The following is a 22,156-nucleotide window of genomic DNA, read 5'->3' as shown; positions in this document are numbered from 1 at the left end:
CTATGTTTTTCGCTCATCGTGATCGTTGTATTGCCGGATCACATTTCGTTATAGCCTTGGGGAACCAAATGAGAAATCTGACACTTTTGACCACTTTATCGGTTGCTCTTATTGCCTGCAGTAATGGCGATAATGCTCAAGCGTCGAGGACCGGCGAAGAAGCGCCGACCACCAATATTTCTCCTGTCGACCGCGTCGCATTTAAGAAAAACGAAATCGCGACTTTTGATGAACCTTGGGCAATGACCTTCCTTCCCGATGGCCGGATGCTCATCACCGAGAAAAAAGGCAATTTGCTAATCGTCAGCCAACTTGGCCAAAAAATCGAAGTCAGCAATATACCAGAAGTTGATTATGGCGGACAGGGCGGCTTTGGCGATGTGGTTTTGGCTCCCGATTTTGCGACCAGCAACAAAGTCTATCTGAGCTGGGTTGAAGCAGGGGATGATGACACACGCGGCGCTGTTGTGGGCATCGCTTCTCTGGATGTGACCGCTGACAAACCCGCATTACAAAAATTGAAAATCATCTGGAAACAAAACCCGAAAGTACCCGGTAGAGGTCATTTTTCTCACCGAATGGCTTTTTCACCGGATGGACAATATCTGTTCATCGCGTCTGGCGAGCGTCAGAAATTTGATCCCGCACAGGATATGACCGGAAATCTGGGCAAAATTGTCCGTCTCAATCCGGACGGCACAGTGCCACAGGATAATCCTTTCGTGGGCCAAGAAGATGCCTTGCCGGAAATCTGGTCACTGGGGCATCGTAACATCCTCGGTATCGCTTTTGATAGCGAAGGCAGGCTTTGGAACCAGGAGATGGGGCCAAAGGATGGCGACGAGCTAAATCTGGTACAGCGGGCCGCAAACTATGGCTATCCCATTGTGTCCGAAGGCAATCATTATGACGGCAAGAAGATACCGAACCATAGCACTAGGCCCAAATTTGCAGCGCCCATTCTGGCATGGGTTCCGACCATCGCACCATCGGGTCTGATTTTCTATTCCGGTGATATGTTTCCCGATTGGAAAGGCAATGCATTTATCGGGGGTCTCGCCAGTGAGGCGATTATCCGGATTACTTTCGACGGCGATAAAGTCGAAGAAGCCGAGCGTTTTGCTATGGATTCCCGAATCCGTGAAATTGAGCAAGGACCAGACGGCGCTCTATGGGTATTGGAAGACGGAAAAAACGCCAAATTGCTAAAATTAACGCCCGCCAGATAAGCAAGTCCAGCTTGCGCGATTAGCATCGGCCATCATATCCAAGATGCCGCTAGGATGCGGCTGTCGTGGTACCTGAAAGATCGCTCAAAAACTGACGGACCCGCTTGGCATTGGCACCTAGGTCGTGAGTTCCCACCCGCGATACAGAGCGCATATCGATGATACTGGCGGAACCGTTTTCTGCAGCACGGGCACGGATTACAACGTCATCCTTGAACCGGAACAGGGAAATAGTAGCTGTTGCCTCCAGATGGCCGGATGCCGGATCGACATTGACGACGTCCCATCCGCGATCTTCGGCCAGACGCTTCGCTTTTTCGATCACGACAGCAACGGGTTGGTCAATACGGACCGAACGAATATCGGGATAAGCATCCTGATGAAGCGTCGCCCAACGCTGGCGCGGGTTCAGACCGCGCAATTCGCCGTCATCGGCACCGGGAATATTATCCCAATTATCGGCGCGCAAGGTTAAAGCGGAAAATTGCGGCGGATCGGCCAGATCGGTTGTAATATCATGGATGGCTGGAAGCGACGCAATGGTCATTGCATAGCTCGCGAGATAGCCAACAAAAGCAAGGGAAATAATCGCACCGAGGCCGAGCAACGGCCAACGGGTCTTACGATTTTTGCGGCGGTCCCATAAAACCCCGATGACCGCGATAATCAGGGCAATAAGAGCCACTAGACCGGTCCAAGGCAAAGCTGCCAGTCCAGATTTCCAGCCCCACAGGCCGATACCAGATCCGAATGCAGCGCCGAAAAACGCAATTACAGCAGCAACGGCCAAGACAAGTGTCACCCAACCTTTAGGGTCTCTACGCAATGTCGCCAGTTTACCGGTAACCGGCTTTGTACTTTCCGTGGTTGGCTGATCATTTTGTTGCTGGTTTCGGTCCATGTTCACGCGCATTACTCCCCTTGGATCGCTATCTTTTAGACGCGCCAACGCCATAGTGCAATCAACACCCCGCATAGCGGATTTTACCCCTCACACTGAGTCGCTCGACAGCACAGTACAATGACGTTAAATGCGCGGCTCTCGAATTTCCTTCACTGAATTGGATAGCTGCCTTGACGACCATCATGCCTCTGGCCGAAATTGACCCTGCGCTGGTCGAGGATCTTCTCGATATCGCTTTTGGTAAGCAACGTATTGAGCGAACGGCGTATAAGGTTCGTGAAGGCATGGACATGCTGGAAGGGCTGAGCCTTGCGGCGGTGAATCTGGCTGAAAATGAACTGCTGGGATCCTTGCAATGCTGGCCAGTGGCGCTCACTGATAAGGCTGGCAAGATGCACCCGATGATCATGGTCGGGCCTGTCGCTGTCTATCCCGATTTTCAGGGGGAAGGCATTGGTCAGGCGCTGATGAAGGGTCTAATGAAGGAACTGAGCAACGATGCGGATCTGCCGTTGGTGTTGATCGGTGATCCCGCATATTATGACCGTTTCTTCGGTTTCTCATCAGAGCGAACCGGTGGTTGGAAAATGCCCGGACCTTGGGACCCCGACCGGTTGCTCGTCCGCGCACCTAAAAATGCCGTGCTTCCTGAAAAAGGCAAGCTGGGGCCGTGGGTCAAAACAACCGCGACTTAAGCCTATCGGCGGTTAGAGATGCTTTACAGGCCATGCTATTCGCAATAGGCAATCACCATGCCCTATACTCCTCCACCCGAACTAGCCTCGCTGTCCCTTTCCGAAATCGCGGAACTGGTGGAAGCGCAGAAATTGCCGCCAGTGGAGCAATGGCAACCGGAAGAAACCGGCGATAGCGAAATGCGCATTAATGCCGATGGTAGCTGGCTTCATCAGGGCGACCCGATCAACCGGCCCGCGATGGTCCGCGCCTTTTCGACCCTGTTGCGCCGCGAAGAAGATGGCAGCTTTGCGCTAGTCACGCCCTATCAAAAACTCAGCATCATCGTCGAAGATGCGCCCTTTGTCGCAGTCCAGATGGAAAACGAGGGGCAAGGCGAGGACCGCAAAATGGCATTCCGGCTCAATACCGATCATCTGGTTGTTGCCGATATCGATCACCCCCTGCGCTTCCCCGCGTCTGAAAAAGCGCCCCAACCCTATTTAAAAGTGCGCGGCGGGCTGGAAGCTGTGTTGGCGCGTCCGGTATATTATGAGCTGGCCGAATATGCGCTATCCGATGACCTTGAACCCTTTGGCCTGTGGAGCAATGGCGCCTTTTTTGCGATTGACCGGCCGGCATGACCAACAGCCGGGACCTGAGGACAAAGTTGTCGCAAGCGCTGCGCGAGGGTCACGCCAATGATCTCGACCATAGTCTGGCTGATGAGCGTCATTTTATCACAGACTTAGACAGCTTGCGCGATGCCGCGGTGCTGATCGCCATTACCGACCGTCCCGAACCCGGCGTGATATTGGTCCAGCGCCCTGATTATATGCGCAACCATCCCGGACAGGTTGCCTTTCCCGGCGGCAAGATTGACCCCGAGGATAAGGATGCCATTCACGCGGCCCTGCGCGAAGCACATGAGGAAGTCCGGCTTGATCCGGCGCAGGTCGATATTATCGGACCCACCGACCGCTATCATTCGGGCAGCGGATTTAATATTCAGCCGATAGTGGGCGTTATCCCGCCGGACCTGCCGCTCGTCCCCTGCCCCGAAGAAGTGGATGACTGGTTTGAGGCGCCGCTGCATTTTATTCTGGACCCCAAAAACCAGACCACTCATACTGGCGAATGGCGCGGCGTGCAGCGTCAATATTATCAGATTAACTGGGAAAACCGCCGGATTTGGGGAATTACTGCGGGAATTTTGGTCAATCTGTCCAAGCGGCTGGATTGGCTCTGATGAAGCTTCCCGACGCACCATGGCATCAACGGCCATCGCTGAAAAAACTGGTCGACGCACTCGGCGGACAAAAAGGCATGATCCGCTTTGTTGGCGGTGCGGTGCGGGACAGTTTATTAGGCGTAGCGGTAAAGGATATCGACCTTGCGACCATCCTGAAACCCGATGATGTGATGGCGCGTCTGAAAGAGGCCGGATTTAAGGTCGTTCCAACCGGGATTGATCATGGCACGGTCACTGCGGTTACCAAAGATGGTCCGGTGGAAATAACGACCCTGCGCCGCGATGTCTCCACCGATGGACGGCGCGCGACCGTGGCCTATAGCGATGACTGGCGCGAGGATGCAGCGCGGCGGGATTTTACGATCAACGCCCTGTCTGCCGATCCCGTCACATTGGAAATATATGATTATTTCGATGGATTGACGGATTTAGAAGCCCGCCATATCCGCTTCATCGGGTCCGCCGAGCAGCGGATTGCCGAAGACCATTTGCGGATCATGCGCTATTTCCGCTTTCTCGCGCGCTTTTCCGAGGAAAAGGTCGATGATGCCGCCTATGCCGCCTGCACCCAAGCCGCCGCTAGTCTGGATTCCCTATCGCGTGAACGTATCGCCGATGAATTGATGAAACTGCTCGCCACCGATGATCCTCTATTTGCCGTCAGCAAGATGTTGGACGCCGGAATTTTCTCCCATATTCTGACAGAAACAGACAGCCGCGCCGCAGCGTTGTTGGGTCAACTGGTCCGGCGTGAGCAAGCCCATGATATAAAGCCCCTTGCGATCAGAAGGCTTGTCGCCTTGCTGCCCAAAGATACGGACAAAGCAGTCGAGATCGTCACCGGCCTCAAATTCTCAAAGAAAATACGCCGCGCGGTAGCGGATCGATTGGCAGCGCGGGAGCCAACAGCGGTGGAAATACCGGCCCTCGCCTATCATCACGGACCGGAGGCCGCGCACGACATCGCACTATTATTTGCGGCGAATGATGATCTGCAAGCTAGCTTGTCCAAACTGCTGAATTGGGAAAAGCCTGTATTTCCGATCAAAGGCGGTGATTTAATTGCCATGGGATTGGAGGCGGGGCCGATTGTAGCGAAGACCTTAGCGAAAGTGGAGCAGGCGTGGATTGAAGAGGGGTTTCCCGATGATCCGCGGATTAAAGAACTGGCGAAGAGGATCGCGCTACGCACTTGATGCAGAGCAATAAAATTCTAATAATCCTCGCTCAACTATCGCCCCTGATCTCGCTCAACATTCCGTATTACCTGATTGTCTGTCAGCCAAGGCTTCCGTGTCTCAGCGTTTGGAAACATCTTTAGGTGCCCGTTGATTGCACTTTTTAAGATAGCCGATGCGAACTGAATCGCAAAAATATAGTATATTTTTTCAAGCCGAGTTTCAACGCCTGCCCCTCTAGTAGTTCCCTCAAACATTCTGTAAAATGCTACCGGCCCCGTATGGGTATACTGAGAAAACCAACGATACATCATTCGAAAATCGTCCTTATCTGTATTCATTCTCTCCAACACTTCATCTTGATTGAACGGTGTTTTTTGACCTTTTAGCAAGACTTTCTGTCTCTTCTCAGGAAGCGTTTTTAAATAGGGGTTTCTAAAAAATTTGCTCTTCAGGTCTTCTAAGACCTTGTCATTTTCTGACAGAAATTCGTTTGGGTGAAATATCTTTTTCCGAGAGCCATGATCAAACAACTGCATAAGTATAAGTCGTCCATCACTAACAGGTAGTGCCACATCATCCTCGCACAACCAAAAATACCAGAGATATGCTTCACTCAAATTTCGTGAAATGGATGCAGCTGATCCAAAATCCCAATGCTCCTTAGGCTTCGGGTTCGGTAGTAGCTTTTCAAAGCTCTTGGATATTACAACAATTCGAGTAAATAATACCGATGCCCAAAACATCTGATTCGTAACTGATGGGATGCCGCCTGACCCCCTTGAAACTGAAACAGATCGCTTTGATAAATTCCGAAATGTTGAGCGTTCCGACAAATATAGTTTTGTAATCTGTGAGTTTGAATAGTCCTCAAACGGCGAATGCAAATCTGAATCGAGTGGAGGATTATCCATAGATACCCGTCACCTCAATCAAACTTACCCGTCTTAGGGAAACCTGTCGGTGGCAAACGTCCCGCCGCGCCGCGGGCTACGCGCCACATAGTCAGGTCATTTTCGGTCCGCGTCCGGCCGGTGTCGCCGCCCATCGCCCAGCTTAGGCCTTCTTCAAGCTTGAACACCGTCGCGTCGGACAGGCCGCCGTCTTTATAGCGTTGCAGCATCACGCCCTGCCCCTTTGCCATTTCCGGCATTTCGGACAATGCGAACACCACCAGTTTGCGGTTATCGCCAATGGCGGCGACATGGTCTGCACCTTCCGAGACGGGGCGGACGACCAGCAGTTTTGCGTCGCCTTTCAGGTTCACCACCTGGCGGCCCTTTTTCGTTTCTGCGACGACATCGGAGATATTGGTTATGAAACCACGGCCCCATGTGGAGGCGATCAGCAATTTGCCTTTCATGTTGGCGACCATCAACGCCATTGGTTCCGCGCCGCCTTCCAGATCGACCATCGACCCGACCGGCTCACCAAAGCCGCGCGCACCGGGCAGCTTGTCCGCGCCTAATGTATAGAACCGGCCATTGTCACAGCACATCAACAGCTTGTCCGTGGTCTGCGCATGAAACGCATATTTGGGGCCGTCGCCTTCTTTGAACTTGAAACTGTCCGGCTGCGTCAAATCGGCATGACCCTTCATCGCCTTGATCCAGCCACGTTGCGACATGATCACCGTGACCGGCTCTTTCTCGATAAAGGCTTCGAGTGAAATTTCGCGCGCAGGTGCGGCCTCGATCAACAATGTGCGGCGTTTACCCAGCGGCGTATCCTCGGCGTAAAGTTTGCGCATCGCAGCAAGGTCTTTTTTGAGCTTTGTTCTTTGCCGCGCAGGACTTTCGATCAGCTTTTCAAGGCCATCACGTTCTTCCAACAGCTTGTCCCGCTCGGTCCGCAGCTCCATTTCTTCAAGCTTGCGCAAGGACCGCAACCGCATGTTCAGGATCGCTTCGGCCTGACGGTCGGTGAGCTTAAACTCGTCCATCAACATCGGCTTTGGTTCATCATTATTGCGGATAATCTCGATAACGCGGTCGAGGTTAAGATAGGCAATAATATAGCCTTCGAGCAGCTCCAGCCGCCCGTCAATCTTGTCCATACGGTGCTGCGCACGGCGCACCAGCACATCAATCTGATGGACAATCCAATGTTGCAGCACTTCGGTAATACCCATGACCTTGGGCGTGCGGTCCTTGTCGAGGACATTCATATTCAACGAGAAACGGTTTTCCAGATCGCTCATCCGGAACAAGGCATTCATCAAGTCTTCGGGGTCCACCGCACGGCTTTTCGGTTCCAGCACAATGCGAATCTGTTCGTCGCTCTCGTCGCGAATATCGGCCAGAATCGGCAGCTTCTTGTCGGCAATAATCTGGGCAATTTGCTCGATCAACTTGCCCTTTTGGACCTGATAGGGAATTTCGGTGACAACAATCTGCCACGCGCCGCGCCCTTCGGCATCTTCCTTTTCCCACTTTGCCCGCACGCGCATCGCGCCGCGCCCGCTTTCATAGGCTGCATCGATCACCGATTTCGGATCAACGAGCGTCCCGCCCGTGGCCAAATCCGGCCCCTTGATAATCTCCATGATTTCCGCATGTTCGGCAGATGGTTTGTCGATCAGCAAACTTGCCGCGTCGATAATCTCGTGGACATTATGCGACGGGATACTGGTCGCCATACCCACCGCAATGCCGCTGGCGCCATTGGCGAGCAGATTGGGGAACAGGCCAGGCATGACCTCTGGCTCTTCGTCTTCGCCGTTATAGGTCGGCTTAAAATCAACCGTCCCTTCGTCGAGGCCCTGCATCAGCTCAATCGCTGTGCGGGTCAGGCGCGCTTCGGTATAACGATAGGCCGCGGCATTATCGCCGTCGATATTGCCAAAATTACCCTGCCCATCGACCAGTGGGTAGCGCAGCGAGAAGGTCTGCGCGAGGCGGACCATCGCATCATAGACTGACTGGTCGCCATGCGGATGATATTTACCAATGACATCACCGACAACACGGGCGCATTTTTTATACCCTTGTGATGGGTCCAGCTTCAGCAGCCGCATCGCCCATAAGAGCCGGCGGTGCACCGGTTTCAGACCATCACGCAGATCGGGCAGCGACCGGGCGGTAATCGTCGACATCGCGTAAATCAGATAACGCTCGGACAGCGCCGCATCAAACGGCGCATCAACTATGGCATCAAATTCATCTTCGGGAGCCGCGTCCGGCACATCGGTTACATCACTCATGACTGATGCGATAGCAGGGTCAATTCCGCTTGTGGAGAGGGATTATCGGTTGAGCCAATCTTTCGGCAAATTATACGCCTCTGCGCCCACTATATCGGTTCGTCGTTCAAAATAAACGCCTTACCGTTGACTGCGTTATAGTATCTCATTAGTCCTACCGGTCCCAACATCGAGAGGAGGAACTGCAATGCGCAAGACTTTATTCACGAGCATCGCGATTTTAAGCCTAGCCGCGTGCAGCGGTGGAGATAAAAACGCCGCTGAATATGACATGGCAGAAGCAGGGATGATGGAGTCTGCAGCAGATGTCTCCACTCAGGCGAAAATGGCCCCGTTGATATCACCGGATGAGAATGCAGAGGGCGGGAACGAAATTCCCGTTAGCCAACCCCAGATCGCCTATAGCTATGATTATGGCTTCCGCCTGCCCGCCGCCGAAATTCCCAAGGCGCAGCAACAGCATATAAGCTTATGCAATAAAATGCCCGCCAATGGCTGCCGCGTGCTTAATATGTCCAACAGCGGCGGTGAAGGGGATTATGCTACCGGCAATTTACATCTGGAAGTGACCGCCCCCAAAGCCCGCGCTTTTGGCGAAAAATTGGCTGAGGCCGTTGATCAAAGCGGCGGAAACCAGATCTCGTCCTCTATTCAGGGCGAAGACCTTTCCAAGAAGATTGTCGACACCGAAGCACGTCTGCGCAGTAGGGTCTTATTATCCCAACGGCTCACCGAATTGCTGCGCACGCGAAAAGGCACGGTGGCTGAACTCGTCGAAGCCGAACGCGCAGTGACCAACGTAAACGAAGAAATTGATCAGGCGCGTAGCTGGCTGAAAGAAATGCGCGGGCGTGTTTCCTATAGCACCGTCATGGTCAATTATCAGTCGGGCGCACCCGGCTCCGGCGGCTTCAGCCGTCCGATCCGCGAGGCTTTTGGCGGCATTGCATCGACTTTAGGATATTCGGTGGGCGCCGCGATCACGTTGATCGCGGTCACGCTGCCGTGGATATTGCTGCTCGGCCTCGCGGTTTATCTGCGGCGCAGGTTCAAGGGCGCAGACCGCAGTTTTTGGGGCCAGAACATCGAACCGGTAACGACAACAGAGGATTGATTGCACCACCATGTGCTTTCGCTTATAGGGGGCACACGTTGCCCCGATTGGTCCGAGTCTGTCTGATTCGTGCGATCGGGGCTTGGTTTTTGATGCTTCTCTGTGTGAGTAGGAACCCGATATGACCCGTCGTCGCAAAATCTACGAAGGCAAAGCGAAAATCCTTTACGAAGGACCAGAGCCAGGCACGATCATTCAATATTTCAAAGATGATGCGACCGCTTTTAATGCGGAGAAAAAAGGCACGATCAACGGCAAGGGCGTGATCAACAACCGCATAAGCGAGCATATTTTTACGTTGCTTGGCCATATCGGCATTCCCAGCCACTTTATCCGCCGCCTCAATATGCGCGAACAATTGGTCAAGCAGGTTGAGATTGTTCCGATTGAAGTCATCGTGCGCAATGTTGCCGCCGGTTCGTTGAGCAAACGTCTGGGCATCGAAGAAGGCACACCGTTGCCGCACACATTGCTGGAATATTGCTATAAAGACGATGCTTTGGGTGACCCGCTGGTCGCCGAAGAACATATTGCCTGCTTTGGCTGGGCCACACAGGAAGAAATGCAGGACATTTCTGCAATGGCCATCCGCATCAATGACTTCATGGCGGGTATGTTCGCCGGCATTGGTATCAAACTGGTTGATTTCAAACTGGAATTTGGCCGTCTTTTTGACGGTGAATTCTCCCGCATCATTTTGGCGGATGAAATAAGCCCCGACGGTTGCCGTTTGTGGGACATTGAAACCAACGAAAAGCTCGATAAAGACCGTTTTCGTCGCGATTTGGGCGGGGAAACCGAAGCCTATCAAGAGGTTGCACGGCGTCTCGGCCTGTTCCCCGAAGGCGGCCTAAGCGAAGTGCTTGACTTGGATAGTGAACGGAAAAAGCGCGGAAAATAACCATAGTTATTTGAGCTATCGTTAGGTGATGGCTGCCATATCGCCCTCAGGGGCGGGGAAATCACCTGCATTACTGCTATGGTTTACGCGAATTTAACCATTAGGCTGATAGCACCGCCCTCATGTGGAACTCATGTGAGGAATTTGTCCGATGCGCCTTTTGATCTTGTTAGCCAGTACAACTATGCTTGCCGCATGCGGCGGCGCAGGCCCCCAATCTGCAGGCAGCGCTGCGCCATCTGGATCGGGCGGAACCAATGGCAGCGGAGGAACCCATACATTTGTTAATCCGACAGAACCCAAAACCTATAAGGCGGTTGGCGCGTCGCATAGCTATAAATACTCAGTTGAGGATTCGGGAGATATCCTTCGGGACACCGGCGGAAATCCAGTATTGGACGGCGCGGGGGACACTATCCCGACACAGCGATCGTTAAGACAAACAGGGCAAGGCAATCAACTTTATCAAGGTGACGCCACGACTGTTAGAAACACAAATTTGACCATTGCCTATAATCCTCGTGATGCCATTTTTGACGTTAGCTTTAGTAATGCATTGGCTGGAACATCTGCAGCAAGCCGCTTTCAAGACCCTCTCCATCGCACCGATTTCGGCGGACAAGTCGAACCGCAAATTGGCACGCCGAATTTGGGATCGGGCCCGTGGAATATTGCCGGAATAAATTATCTGGAGTCTGGTACAGCGGCGAATGTTACTTTTTCTCAACCCGTTGTTTCGGCTCCCACAGAGTTTGTTTTCGATTTGATCGATAGAAGTAAGGTGGGCAGTTATAACTCGACGACCTTCTTCTATCAAACTCCTGGTACTGATACGCAATTTGTCACTTTTGCGGGCTATTTACGCAATCAAGCTAGCGTTTCTTATGCGGGAACCACTGCTTTAACAACACAGACAAATACCCTTGAACGCGGTGCGTTTGCTTATGGCGAACTTACTGTCAATGATAAGGTGCCGACCTCTGGTACAGGCTCTTTTACAGGCACAATGCTAGCATCAATGGTGTTTAACGATCAGCCAGATGTAAATGGCAATTTTGACACTTATTTTCAATGGATTGCAGGGCAGGCAACGACAAATGTTAATTTTGGCACCAATACTTTTGCACTTGCTCTTGACGGAACGGTTGGCGCGCCTTTCCTAGATGGCACCAGCGGTCAGCACAGCGTTTTGGAAGGGGCTCGTTTTCAAGCCAATGGCGCTGGCGACATAAATCTTGTCATGGCCGGTGGCTTCTTCGGTCAGTTTAACGAGGCGTGGTTTACCAATCCATTGGGCGGCAGGCTCGACCTGAACATCTCCGGCTCTAGTATAGATGGCGCATTTTATGGCCCCAAAGGCCAAGAGATTGGCGGCAGTTATCGTATCGTTGGTGGAACGCCGGATGAACGGATTGATATTTTGGGAACCTTTGTCGGCAAAGGAAACTAGGAACCCGTCATGAATATGTCGGCCAATGCAAAAAAAGCTCTGCTTATCAGTGGAGGGCTTGCAGCATCGCTTTGCTCTGTTCCAGCAGCAGCCGAGGCCTCAGCAGACGATGCGGCGGCAGAAACGGCTTTCGCGGCAGCTTCGCCCGAATGTGACGCCGCTGGCACATGCCGCTTTCAAGTCACACCAGCACAATTGCTGGCAAAGGCCGAAGCATTTGTTCATGCTAAGCAATATGACCGCGCTCTGCCGCTCGTCGAACTTCTGGGACAAGTGCCAGACCTTCACGTGCAGCAGCAATTTTTGGTAGGCTATATTGCCGTTGAAACCGGCAACCTAAAAAAAGCGATCAAGACATTTCGGTCCCTTCTCGACGAGAATCCCGGGCAAACCCGGGTCCGCCTGGAACTCGCGCGCACCTATTTGATGAGCGGACAAGAAGCGAGCGCCGATTATCATTTTCGTTTGGCACAAAATGATGAAGATCTACCAGAGGAAATTTCCCGAACAATTCGGAACACACGTAGTATCTTGCGGGATCAGCGCGTTTGGCGATTCAGCTTCGATTTTGGTTTCTCGCCCGATACCAATATTAACGGTGCGACAAACGCAGAGTCAATTGATGTCAATTTTGGCGCTATTTTTCCTATACTTGGCGAAGCGATCGGTGAATTGGAATTGGATGACAATGCGCGACAAAAATCCGGCATTGGACAAATTGCCGGTTTTTCCGGCGGATTACGGCTAAAAGCCAGCGATAAATTGGCTTTGCTCTTCGACGCAGACAGCAAGATTATAAATTATAACGGGACTGCTGCTGACGATATTGTCGGACAGGTAGCTGCCGGTCCTGAACTTCGTATCGCCCGCTATGCCAGTGTGTCGCTTCAGGCTGTCGGCCTGCAACGCTGGTATGCCGGCCAATTGGCGACCCGTGAATATGGCGCCCGCATTGGTTTTCAAACTGCGCTTAGCCGAGGCCAAAGAGTCGGTATTGAACTTGACGGTCGCCGCACGCAATCAAGATTAAGTGACAGCTATAGTGGTTGGCAATTGGGCGCGAACGCAACTTACGAACATCTGATCGGTAAGTCACTAATCGCATCTGCCAGCATCTTCACAAGGCGTGATTTGCTCAATTCCGACGGCTATTCCAGCCTCAACTATGGTGTGAATGTGGGAATTGGCGGCGAAATGCCTTTCGGATTGAACGCCGGTATTTCCGCAAGCATCAGCCGCTCGACCTTTGACGAAGCACTAATATTTTATTCTTCCGAGAAACGTCAGGACTGGCGAAGTTTTGCCCGGGCCTATATCGGCAGTCGCCAAGTCAAAGTGCTCGGATTCTCCCCTTCGATTGATTATAATTATTCCCGCGTCGACAGCAATTATGACCTTTACCAAATGAACAGGCACCGCGTGAATTTCAAATTCGCTAAGTTTTTCTGAAGATTATCCGCTTTCGGCCTTGTTCTGACACGAGACAATACAACCACCTCTTGCTCCTTTTGCCGACAACGCTATAGGAAATAGCGCATAACGTCGGCTAATCGAAAAGCGAGATTCATGAAGATCAGAATTTTTGTCACACTGAAAAACGGTGTCCTCGACCCTCAAGGGAAAGCGATTCATCACGCGTTGGAAAACCTTGATTTCAAGGGTGTGAATGACGTGCGCGCTGGCAAACTCATCGAGCTTGATGTCGATAGCGGCACAACTGATGATGAGATTCAAAAAATGTGCGAAAAATTGCTGGCTAATACAGTGATCGAGAATTTCGAAATTCAAAAGCTGACCGACCAAGCGAAAGAAGAAGCCTGAATATGAACTCCGCTGTTCTAGTCTTTCCCGGCTCTAACTGCGATCGCGATATGGCGGTGGCTTTAGAAACAGTGACCGGAAAAAAGCCGCATATGGTTTGGCATGGCGATAGTGATTTGCCAGATGGTCTGGATATAATCGCAATACCGGGCGGTTTTTCCTATGGCGATTATCTCCGTTCTGGTGCGATGGCAGCCCGATCGCACATTATCGATGCCGTGGTGAAGGCCGCCGATAAGGGGGTTAAAATCCTCGGCGTGTGCAATGGTTTTCAGATATTGACCGAAATCGGATTGTTGCCGGGCGTGTTAATGCGTAACGAAAATATAGAATTTATATGCAAGGATGCTTCCCTTACCGTCAGCGAAAACCATTCTACTTTCACCGCCCGCTATAATGAGGACGAGGCGATCACCATTCCTGTTGCCCATCACGACGGCAATTATTTTGCCGATGACGCAACCTTGAACCGGTTAGAAAATGATGATCGCGTAGCCTTTCGATATGCCTCAGCGATTAACGGGTCAGCGCGAAATATTGCGGGTATTTTAAACGATAAAGGCAATGTGCTTGGCATGATGCCGCACCCTGAACGGGCCATCGATGCGAAACATGGTGGTTCGGATGGATTGAGGCTATTTGAAAGCCTTATAAGTTAATCGGGGTTTTCTGATTAAAGCTGGTTTTTAAGTGGCGGCCATTTTGTCGCGACGTAAAGCGCATCAACACAGCTATCCAATTCTGCAAAGGCCGATGATGCAAGCCCGGGATCTCTATTATTGAGGCGCAGTACCGGCAATGCCGGGCCTGCTAAAGCGGGGCGTAGCACCGTCTGTAATAACCCAATTCTCAGATGGAAAAATGCCTTGCGCTGGATAATATTCTCGATCTGGTTGCAGATCTTGATGATGAGCAGTAGCCGTTCAATCACCAATTCATTATATCGCGGGTGAGGGCCCCGGTGCAGTGGCTGTCCGGTTTTATACGCAACTTGCTCGTCAGAGGGCAATAGGACGCCGTTTTTTTCAAAATTGTCAAAATCGAAACCGCCGCAAATCATCTGGTCGAGTGGCCCGCGAATATTTGGAATGCTTGCCGCTTGCATGGGTATCAGATGGTGGCGCTGGTAATGCGGATGATAATCTTTCCCGTTTTTACGGTTCACCATTGAAAAGCGCGTCATCTCATCCTCCGATATGACGGCAACTAGTCCATCCTGTCATCCGGTCGGTATGCGATTATACGGGTGCATTAATGTTTTTGAACAATGGTTTCGAACAATTTATCCTCAATATTACGGCTATAATTTTTTGGGTAAGGTTTTGGACAAAAAAAAGGGCCAGTCCGAAGACCAGCCCTTTTCATTAAATCGAGATTGAAAGTTATTAGTTTCCTGAACCAGGACCATACATAACTTCAACACGCCGGTTTTGTGGCTCACGAACGCCGTCTGCGGTTTCAACGCGAGGACGCGATTCACCGAAGGCTTCACTCGAGATCGCTCCGCCGCCGATGCCGCGTGATTCGAGATATGTACGAACCGAAGCGTTACGACGTTGGGACAGACCAACGTTATAGCTAGCTGAACCAGATTTATCAGCGTGACCCGCCAACATAACCTGAGCCGAACCACAATCACCATATGCTGTAACCGCATTGTCCAGAACTGTAGCAGCTTCTGGTGTGATCGCTGACTGATTCCAGTCAAAGAACACAATATATGGCCCAGGCGCACACACCTGCGAAGGTGGTGGTGGTGGTGGTGGTGGTGGTGGCGGTGGTGGTGGAGGCGGTGGCGGTGGAGGTGCCGCTGGTTCGCCGCCAAAGTTGTAGATCAAGCTACCCAAGATAGAATGCGTGCGCAACTTGGTGCTCACATCATTACCGGATTGGTCAACAAGGTTGATTTTTTCAGCATTGAAAAAACGATATTTCAAGCCAACATCCCAGCTGTCGCTCAGTGGCGCGCGGATACCCGCAATAGCCTGCCAAGCAAAACCTGTGTCCGAATCATCAAGATATTTACCAGCGAAAATATTGGTAATCTCTGTACGAGCCACACCAACACCGCCGCCAAGGAAACCTTGAATGCCATCATCATCACCAAAGTCGACCATACCGTTAATCATGAAGCTCAACGAATTGACTTCACCATTAATATCCGTGGAGCCGGTAAAGTTACCGGAACCATCGGCGTTGCTAGGAATGCCTGGTGCGCCGATTTGAAGCGAGTCAGCAGATGCTGATTTATAAGCAACTTCTGATTCTAGACGAAATCCGCCGAAATCATAACCGACAATACCATCAACATCATAACCATAATCATGATCAACCGATGATGCATTGTTATTTACACCGATATCCGATTCAACATCTTCAACCAGCATCGCGCCGCCTTCAACGCCAACATACCACTGGCCGTCACGGGCCAGAGCAGGTGTAGCAAGAGCCGTGGAGGCAAGAGCCAATCCTATTACAAGCTTCCGCATTTATATTCCCCTTCTCATTTAGGTTCTGAATTCACGCCGCTTTGTAACCGTTCACTATAAACAGTGCAAGCGGGCAAATGCCAGAACTGTTGCGAAAATGTCGCCATTTTCGTGCTTTAGCTGACAAAAACACCTTCGAGGGGGTCCAAATGACGTATATTACTAATGAAAACATAATGAAACTAGTTGATATGCGGTAAAATTCTTGCAGTTCTTAGAGCATCAAGAATCGAATCAATCGCGGATCGCGCTTCTGAATCGATTATAGTTCCACCCGCTGGCCCATTTACCTGCACGATAAATTGCCAGCTTGCGTCATGATATATGGCCATACCCTGATTGTTGGACATAATGATCTTCATGGATTCCTGCGGTTTAATATAGTGCCAACCACCATTTGACCAACCGGCTATCTCGTCAGACTTGCCGCTCCATTCTGCGGTAGCAACAGGACCTATCAGCCAATAATCCCCTTCAGCCGGGCTTAAGGAAGCCGGGTCATCGCTCACGTCCAAAACCACTGAATCGATTAGGAAATCAAGTAATAATAGAGCCTCATTATGAAATAACTCCTTATGAGCTTGTCCAACAGCTAATAAAGGCAATGAAAAACGCGGGGTTTGATATTCAGACATATTTTTTCCTCTGGATTTACATCAAGACATTCAATTGGTCGCCATCATATTTCGATCAATATGGGCAACGGGTCGGAAATATTATGCTGCCCGATCTGCCGGATTTCACAGGACAAACTAGAGATACCGTCGGCGCGATAAGCTTGCAGCTCAGCCGCTGAGAATATCATCACTGCAATATCAGATTCGGCCAAATTCTGGCTATTGACGGATATTCTGTATCTTTCGCTTTCTTCTGCCAACGGCGTTTCTACATTATCCGCCCATATCAAACCGGCGCGAGACCGGCGGGTCCAGCTAATCCGGAGGTCACCAGCCGGATTAAAAGCATATCGGGGGTGGACCGGTGACCAAGGTTTTAGCGCTCGCCCCGGTACATCTATGGAACGGGAAACCGGCATATCATCCCCCCTGCCCATTGCCGCGACGGCGAGAGGTTGAAAGGGGATGTAATAGCTCGAATCAATCTCGGTCAGATCACCTGTCTTTAATAAGATGAAATCTTCGCCCGCACCATGGCAGCCCATTTCCACCTCGGTACCGCCCAGACCGCGCAGCAGATAAGAAATGAGATAGCGATTATCGCCAATCGGTTGGGCTGACCCGAATTGGATTACTTCCCGACCGATTGCGGCAAGATTATTACCGGCAAATAGCTGCGCCTGATCTGCATCGTTTAATATCAGCTTGTCGCCGTGCATCTGGATTAACAGCTTGTTTTTCCGATCAATAATATACGGCCTGCTATCCCCCAATGCTTCGGGCGCTGAACCGATAGTTGATGGTGCGGATATCTGTCCGACAAGCTCTTGGCTCACACCGTCGCTGCCGGTTACGAATAGCTGCGCATTACGCCAACCCTGACCACCAGCCGCAGCGGCATAGACTTTGGCGCTGCTGGAGACCGCCATGGGGGCATCTAAGGCAAAGGGAAGATCGACCAGAGACAAACGGGTCATGCCAGCCAGCGCATCCTGCTCTTTTACGGGTCGCCCTCCATCGCTAGGGATTTCTGCTTTCGGCAAACCGTCACCCGCTTTGGACAAGGTCAGCGCGATTATTCCATCATTCCATTCCCAGCTGCGAACGAGCCAAATATCGCCACTCTTGTCCCACCGGATAAAACTACCCGGCTTTACCGGTTCGGCCATGCGCATGATATGCAACTGCGCGGTGCTGCGTTCCTGATAGATCGACCATAGCTTCGCCTGAGCAATATTTTTGGCTTGGGTTGCCGCCATCGCCGCCGGAAAATCCTGATGGAGGATGGCTCTGCTCTTCCCCGGCCGAAATGCATTTTGCATGCCCGACTGATAGTCTCTATCCGGATCATAATAGCGCAGCGAATATTGCCGCGGAACCTTGGTTTCCGGCAGGATATGGGCTTCAGGTCGTTCGACCGGCTTGCCATTCCGGTCCGATATAATCTGATCGCCAAGAAACATTACCACCGCATCCTGGGAAAATTGCCGCCAGCTTACCCCGATCCGATCCGGTGAGGATGTGAAGCTTAGCGCGAAACTGTCGCTAATTGCCTGTAAGGCTTCCCGCCGGTCTTGCCCGCTGGCGGAAAAGCCGTGCAACTGCTCGTCAATATTGACCGCAACCGCATCACCGGAAATATCATTGATAATCGCGCCAAGACTGACGCTACCGTCATCCGCAATGGTTTCAAAGGTCAACGATGGAATCCGGTTGCCGTAATCCGACAAGTCCATATCTTCGAATATAGCTAGTGCGAGCCCACGATAGGCGGGCGTTCCCCCATCCGCCTCTGCGCTGGCCAGTAATCCGTCGACGCTTTGGTCTTCATGGCCCTGATAGAAACGGAAGCCGGTTTGGGTTTTGAAATCACCCGCACTGCCGCGCAAGATTTTTCCGTCAGCCCATATCCGGCCAATCGCCTTTACGTTTCTGCTCGACAATGCAACGGCCAAACTAACCGAATAGCTATAGGTCGTGGTTTTAGGCCGCCCTTTCCCGCCGCCGCTGGACGTTTTACTTTCCTGTAAATCGGTCGCCCAGATTACCGTGCCCGCGACCCGCATTTTGCCATAGATGCGCGGTATCTGGGAGCCATAGCTGGATGTCTGCACCGCCAGTTCCTGCAATCTCGGGCCTTCCTGTCCCTTTGGTTTAAACAGGATATTCTGGTCAATTTGCTGTCCGATAAACGCACCGATAGCGCCGCCAAGCGGTCCGCCCAATGCGGTCCCGACAGCCGTTAAAACCAAGGTCGCCATCTAGCCCTCCAAAATTCTAAAGATATTTTCAATCGGCCAAGGCGCCCCACCGGGGGTAAAAACCACGTGGCCGAACCCTGCATGGGCGTGGACAAAACCGCCCTCAGTCTTGACCATCAGATGCCATTGTATCGGGCTGGGCCGCACGAGCACGATATCGCCGTCGCAAAGCGGTTCATCGTGCGGCAGTGCTGCAAAGCCCGCCAGCGTCATGACCTCTGCAATTTGTTCAACCGACCCGCCGCGGATCGAATAGCCGGTAGGAACAGCACAGGCCACATCCGCCGCGCCGAGGCACTGTGCCACTAAGCCAATACAATCCAGCCCATATTCTGCGTCACGTCCATGCAGCCGGAAATCGGTACCACATATCGTCATCGACAGTCTTGACGCTGCCCTTGAAGGCGGTGCAAGCGGCCAATTTCCGTCAATCAAGGACAGAAGCTGATACGCGGTCGGGATGTTTTGTGTGGAATGTGAATTCTTATCGTTGGCACTTGATATGCCGATGCCAGTCAGACGCGGCTATAATATGTCGCTTTGCCGCTGCCGTGCTGGACAAGATGGTTAGCTGATACCAGCATCTGTAAATGCTTTTTCACCGTGTTACGGTTTGCGCCTGTCATATCCACAACCTGGCTGTTGGTGATCCGCCCATGCGCTTTTGCCAGTTCGAGAATTTGCACAGAGAGTTCGGGCAATCGCTGGGTCATCAACCGTTCGCGTTTGATCTTCGCCTCAAGCCGCGATTTCTGCTGCCGGAGTGACTGGAGGAAATAGATGATCCACGGCTCCCACGCGGGCGCTTCGCTGCGGATTGTCCCCTGCGTCCGGCGTAGCCCCAGATAATAGCCTTCCTTGCTCGCCTCGATCACACTTTCGAGCGAGGAATAAGGCACATAGGCATAGCCGCTGCGTAGCAGGAGCAAGGTGGTCAGCACCCGCGACAAGCGGCCATTGCCATCCTGAAACGGATGGATTTCGAGAAAAACGACAATGAAGATTGCGGTGACTAGGAGCGGGTGAAGCTGCTTCTGATCGAGCGTCTCGTTGACCCACTCCATTAACTCCACCATCAATTGCGGAGTGTCGAACGGCGTTGCCGTTTCGAACACGACGCCGATTTCCTTGCCCTCACCGTCAAAGGCGCTGACATGATTGGTATTGGTTTTATAGCTGCCGCGATGCCGCGCATCCTTGCTGCTGTGTGCCAGCAAGTCGCGGTGCAGTTGCTTGATATGGTTCTCGGTCGGCGCAATCTCATCGAACGATGCGAAGATGGTTTCCATCACCTCGGCATATCCCGCCACTTCCTGCTCATCGCGGGTGGCAAAATGCTGGATTTCAATGTTGGAAAGCAACCGCTCAACATCGCTGTCCGACAGCTTGTTGCCTTCAATGCGGGTCGATGAGCCGATGCTTTCAATCGTCGCCACGCGCCGCAGCGCCGACAGGCGATCAGGCGCAAGCGTTCCCAAGGCGCGCCAAGCGCCTTTGAACTCGTCGATCTCTGCAATCAGCGAGAGCATTTGCGGCGTGATCGTCAGCGAGGATATATTGATAGGCATATCCATATCGATACCCATAAATATCCATAAGTGCAAATATATCCGTAAACCGGCCCATAAATATCCAAATCTTTTCGCTCATCGGCGCGGCAGCTATAAGCTGACGCGCCGATTGAAGCCGGATGCTAACGCAGCCGGCCTTGGCCCGTCCCACATGGACGGGCCGCGAAAAGTTGCGCTGTGGGCGATAGAATGATGGTCAGAACATCTCGATCTGGTCGCGCATCGGATTCCAGAATCCGATGTCGAGCGGCTTCTGCGCGCGGCGGGGCTGCATTGGCTGCTCGGCAAGCCAGCCAAGCCGTTCGCCCATGCTGACCGGCGCAACCCCGTCGATCATCATCTGATCGGGGTCGCGCGGGGTCATTTTTGGAAGGTCTTTGCGTTTCATGGCTCTGGCTCCGCTCAATATTCATCGGACAGCATGATGGTCAGGACGCGCCGTGTAATGGCGGGATTAGCAGCGTTCTCGCTGGCAAACTCCAAGTTGCGGTCATAATAATCGAGTTTCCAGAACACCCGTTCGCGCTCGTCCTCGCGCAAACGCGGGCGCTCGGTCGTCCAGCGACCATCGCCAAGCTGATAGATTGACCCGAAATCGCGTTCGCCGTGAGGGTCATTGTCTTCGGTGAAAGCGTCAAAGGTTTCGATGAGTTCACGCACCTGTGATTGGTCGGCCTCGGGCAGCGACCGGAAACCAGCGGTGGCGACGGCGGTGCAAGCAACTCCCATTGCGCGACGCGCAAGGTCGTTCAATCGGGCAATCCGCGCCGTCTGCTCCCGCGCTCTGGCACTATTCTCAAGGGCGGCGCTCATCGGACCGCCCCCCTGCGGGTTTCACAAATCAAAACTAACGCTCCGAAGTCCTCGCGCTCACCTAGCCGATCTGCAATCTTGCGCACACAGGTCAGCGGCAAGCCGTTCTCATTGGCAATGCCGCGCAAATAATCGTCCCGCGTTTCCGCTCCGCACTCGCGATACATCAATTGCAAATCACACATTTTCTTCCTCCTCTTTGGGCTGAAAGCCGCAAACGCCTTGCGACATGCGGCTCTGCCTTCCGGCGAGGATGGGAGGGGGAGGGAAAGCTGAATCGTTGCCCTTGGCGCGGGCCAGCGGGCGAAGCCCGCCACACGGGGGTAACTATTCTGCTTTGGGAAACGAGAGGGCGAAGCCCTTGGCGTTCCCACACAATAAAGGAAACGGTGCCGATCAGGCTCCCACAACCGCAAAGCGGCACAAACAACGGCACCCTTGCACGGCGCGACGCCAACCGGACGCCCTGCGCGCGGACCTGTGGGCCAGCGGGCGTCCGGTCAGTCGAGAGGCGAGAGTGCCAGCGGGTCAGCTCAAAAAAGCCGCACCCTCAAGGAGCGCAGCGAGAAAGAGTGCGACCTTAAAAAATCCCGCTCATTATCCCACGCTCCTGATCGTTACCCGTAGGGCAAAGACTACAGGCTTGGTGCGCGCAGCGCATAGAGCAGGTTGCCGTCAG

At 52.5% G+C, this 22,156-nt stretch carries 23 protein-coding genes; 11 read left to right on the top strand and 12 right to left on the bottom strand.

The window, feature by feature from the left end; all coding sequences use genetic code 11:
* Positions 1–68 precede the first annotated feature (68 nt).
* Positions 69–1,229, top strand: coding sequence for a PQQ-dependent sugar dehydrogenase (locus tag V7676_RS12660; protein ID WP_335660057.1), 1,161 nt, complete (start codon positions 69–71; stop codon positions 1,227–1,229).
* A 49-nt stretch (positions 1,230–1,278) separates the two neighbouring features.
* Here the strand turns inward: V7676_RS12660 and V7676_RS12655 are convergent, their stop codons facing one another.
* Positions 1,279–2,130 carry a DUF1499 domain-containing protein gene (locus tag V7676_RS12655; protein WP_335660104.1) on the bottom strand — a complete coding sequence of 284 codons (852 nt, stop codon included), beginning with the start codon at positions 2,128–2,130 and terminating at the stop codon, positions 1,279–1,281.
* 173 nt (positions 2,131–2,303) lie between these two features.
* Between V7676_RS12655 and V7676_RS12650 the strand changes: the two genes are divergently transcribed.
* The 4 genes from V7676_RS12650 to V7676_RS12635 are packed head-to-tail and all read left to right on the top strand — an operon-like array spanning position 2,304 to position 5,256.
* Positions 2,304–2,828, top strand: coding sequence for a GNAT family N-acetyltransferase (locus V7676_RS12650; RefSeq protein WP_335660056.1), 525 nt, complete (start codon positions 2,304–2,306; stop codon positions 2,826–2,828).
* Between the two features lie 57 nt (positions 2,829–2,885).
* Entirely contained in the window at positions 2,886–3,452 is a 567-nt protein-coding gene (locus V7676_RS12645) for a DUF1285 domain-containing protein (protein ID WP_335660055.1), read from the top strand.
* The gene (locus V7676_RS12640) at positions 3,449–4,057 is read left to right on the top strand and encodes a CoA pyrophosphatase (protein WP_335660054.1); all 609 of its coding nucleotides are present in this window, start codon (positions 3,449–3,451) and stop codon (positions 4,055–4,057) included. The genes V7676_RS12645 and V7676_RS12640 overlap by 4 nt, the downstream gene beginning before the upstream one ends.
* On the top strand, positions 4,057–5,256 hold the full coding sequence (locus V7676_RS12635; protein ID WP_335660053.1) for a CCA tRNA nucleotidyltransferase: 1,200 nt from the start codon (positions 4,057–4,059) through the stop codon (positions 5,254–5,256). Before V7676_RS12640 ends, V7676_RS12635 begins: the two co-directional genes overlap by 1 nt.
* Before the next feature lie 35 nt (positions 5,257–5,291).
* Here V7676_RS12635 and V7676_RS12630 read toward each other — a convergent pair whose 3' ends face one another.
* Both V7676_RS12630 and parC read right to left on the bottom strand, forming a co-directional pair.
* Complete coding sequence (locus V7676_RS12630; RefSeq protein ID WP_335660052.1) at positions 5,292–6,152, bottom strand: DUF5677 domain-containing protein; 861 nt, start codon at positions 6,150–6,152, stop codon at positions 5,292–5,294.
* A 14-nt stretch (positions 6,153–6,166) separates the two neighbouring features.
* The gene (parC, locus tag V7676_RS12625; protein WP_335660051.1) at positions 6,167–8,440 is read right to left on the bottom strand and encodes a DNA topoisomerase IV subunit A; all 2,274 of its coding nucleotides are present in this window, start codon (positions 8,438–8,440) and stop codon (positions 6,167–6,169) included.
* Positions 8,441–8,627: 187 nt separating this feature from the next.
* Here parC and V7676_RS12620 point away from each other — a divergent pair, with 187 nt between their 5' ends.
* From V7676_RS12620 to purQ, 6 genes are all read left to right on the top strand, one after another.
* Positions 8,628–9,554 carry a DUF4349 domain-containing protein gene (locus V7676_RS12620; protein WP_335660050.1) on the top strand — a complete coding sequence of 309 codons (927 nt, stop codon included), beginning with the start codon at positions 8,628–8,630 and terminating at the stop codon, positions 9,552–9,554.
* A gap of 121 nt (positions 9,555–9,675) precedes the next feature.
* Positions 9,676–10,455 (top strand): phosphoribosylaminoimidazolesuccinocarboxamide synthase, encoded by a 780-nt coding sequence (purC, locus tag V7676_RS12615; protein ID WP_335660049.1) that lies wholly within the window; start codon positions 9,676–9,678, stop codon positions 10,453–10,455.
* A gap of 151 nt (positions 10,456–10,606) precedes the next feature.
* Positions 10,607–11,905 carry a hypothetical protein gene (locus tag V7676_RS12610; RefSeq protein ID WP_335660048.1) on the top strand — a complete coding sequence of 433 codons (1,299 nt, stop codon included), beginning with the start codon at positions 10,607–10,609 and terminating at the stop codon, positions 11,903–11,905.
* A 9-nt stretch (positions 11,906–11,914) separates the two neighbouring features.
* Complete coding sequence (locus V7676_RS12605) at positions 11,915–13,354, top strand: surface lipoprotein assembly modifier (RefSeq protein ID WP_335660047.1); 1,440 nt, start codon at positions 11,915–11,917, stop codon at positions 13,352–13,354.
* 117 nt (positions 13,355–13,471) lie between these two features.
* Positions 13,472–13,726, top strand: coding sequence for a phosphoribosylformylglycinamidine synthase subunit PurS (gene purS, locus V7676_RS12600; protein WP_335660046.1), 255 nt, complete (start codon positions 13,472–13,474; stop codon positions 13,724–13,726).
* Positions 13,727–13,728: 2 nt separating this feature from the next.
* Positions 13,729–14,385, top strand: a complete 657-nt coding sequence (gene purQ / locus V7676_RS12595; protein ID WP_335660045.1) for a phosphoribosylformylglycinamidine synthase subunit PurQ — start codon at positions 13,729–13,731, stop codon at positions 14,383–14,385.
* A 14-nt stretch (positions 14,386–14,399) separates the two neighbouring features.
* Here the strand turns inward: purQ and V7676_RS12590 are convergent, their stop codons facing one another.
* The 9 genes from V7676_RS12590 to V7676_RS12550 all read right to left on the bottom strand — a co-directional run bounded on the left by V7676_RS12590 (position 14,400) and on the right by V7676_RS12550 (position 21,662).
* Positions 14,400–14,909, bottom strand: coding sequence for an AHH domain-containing protein (locus V7676_RS12590; protein ID WP_335660044.1), 510 nt, complete (start codon positions 14,907–14,909; stop codon positions 14,400–14,402).
* 202 nt (positions 14,910–15,111) lie between these two features.
* Complete coding sequence (locus V7676_RS12585) at positions 15,112–16,215, bottom strand: OmpA family protein (protein WP_335660043.1); 1,104 nt, start codon at positions 16,213–16,215, stop codon at positions 15,112–15,114.
* A 182-nt stretch (positions 16,216–16,397) separates the two neighbouring features.
* Positions 16,398–16,850 (bottom strand): DUF2793 domain-containing protein, encoded by a 453-nt coding sequence (locus tag V7676_RS12580; RefSeq protein WP_335660042.1) that lies wholly within the window; start codon positions 16,848–16,850, stop codon positions 16,398–16,400.
* A gap of 44 nt (positions 16,851–16,894) precedes the next feature.
* Entirely contained in the window at positions 16,895–19,093 is a 2,199-nt protein-coding gene (locus V7676_RS12575; RefSeq protein WP_335660041.1) for a phage tail protein, read from the bottom strand.
* Positions 19,094–19,471, bottom strand: coding sequence for a peptidoglycan endopeptidase (locus V7676_RS12570; protein WP_335660040.1), 378 nt, complete (start codon positions 19,469–19,471; stop codon positions 19,094–19,096).
* A 137-nt stretch (positions 19,472–19,608) separates the two neighbouring features.
* Positions 19,609–20,679: a Fic family protein gene (locus tag V7676_RS12565; RefSeq protein ID WP_335660039.1), complete on the bottom strand. Its 1,071-nt coding sequence runs from the start codon at positions 20,677–20,679 to the stop codon at positions 19,609–19,611.
* A 181-nt stretch (positions 20,680–20,860) separates the two neighbouring features.
* Positions 20,861–21,052 (bottom strand): hypothetical protein, encoded by a 192-nt coding sequence (locus V7676_RS12560; RefSeq protein ID WP_335660038.1) that lies wholly within the window; start codon positions 21,050–21,052, stop codon positions 20,861–20,863.
* A 14-nt stretch (positions 21,053–21,066) separates the two neighbouring features.
* Positions 21,067–21,477: a DUF3768 domain-containing protein gene (locus V7676_RS12555; RefSeq protein WP_335660037.1), complete on the bottom strand. Its 411-nt coding sequence runs from the start codon at positions 21,475–21,477 to the stop codon at positions 21,067–21,069.
* Positions 21,474–21,662, bottom strand: coding sequence for a hypothetical protein (locus tag V7676_RS12550; protein WP_335660036.1), 189 nt, complete (start codon positions 21,660–21,662; stop codon positions 21,474–21,476). Before V7676_RS12550 ends, V7676_RS12555 begins: the two co-directional genes overlap by 4 nt.
* Between the last annotated feature and the right edge of the window lie 494 nt (positions 21,663–22,156).

This window comes from Parasphingorhabdus sp. (assembly GCF_036963805.1).
In the GTDB taxonomy this organism is placed as follows: Bacteria; Pseudomonadota; Alphaproteobacteria; order Sphingomonadales; family Sphingomonadaceae; genus Parasphingorhabdus.
This window is presented reverse-complemented; position numbering and strand designations above follow the sequence as displayed.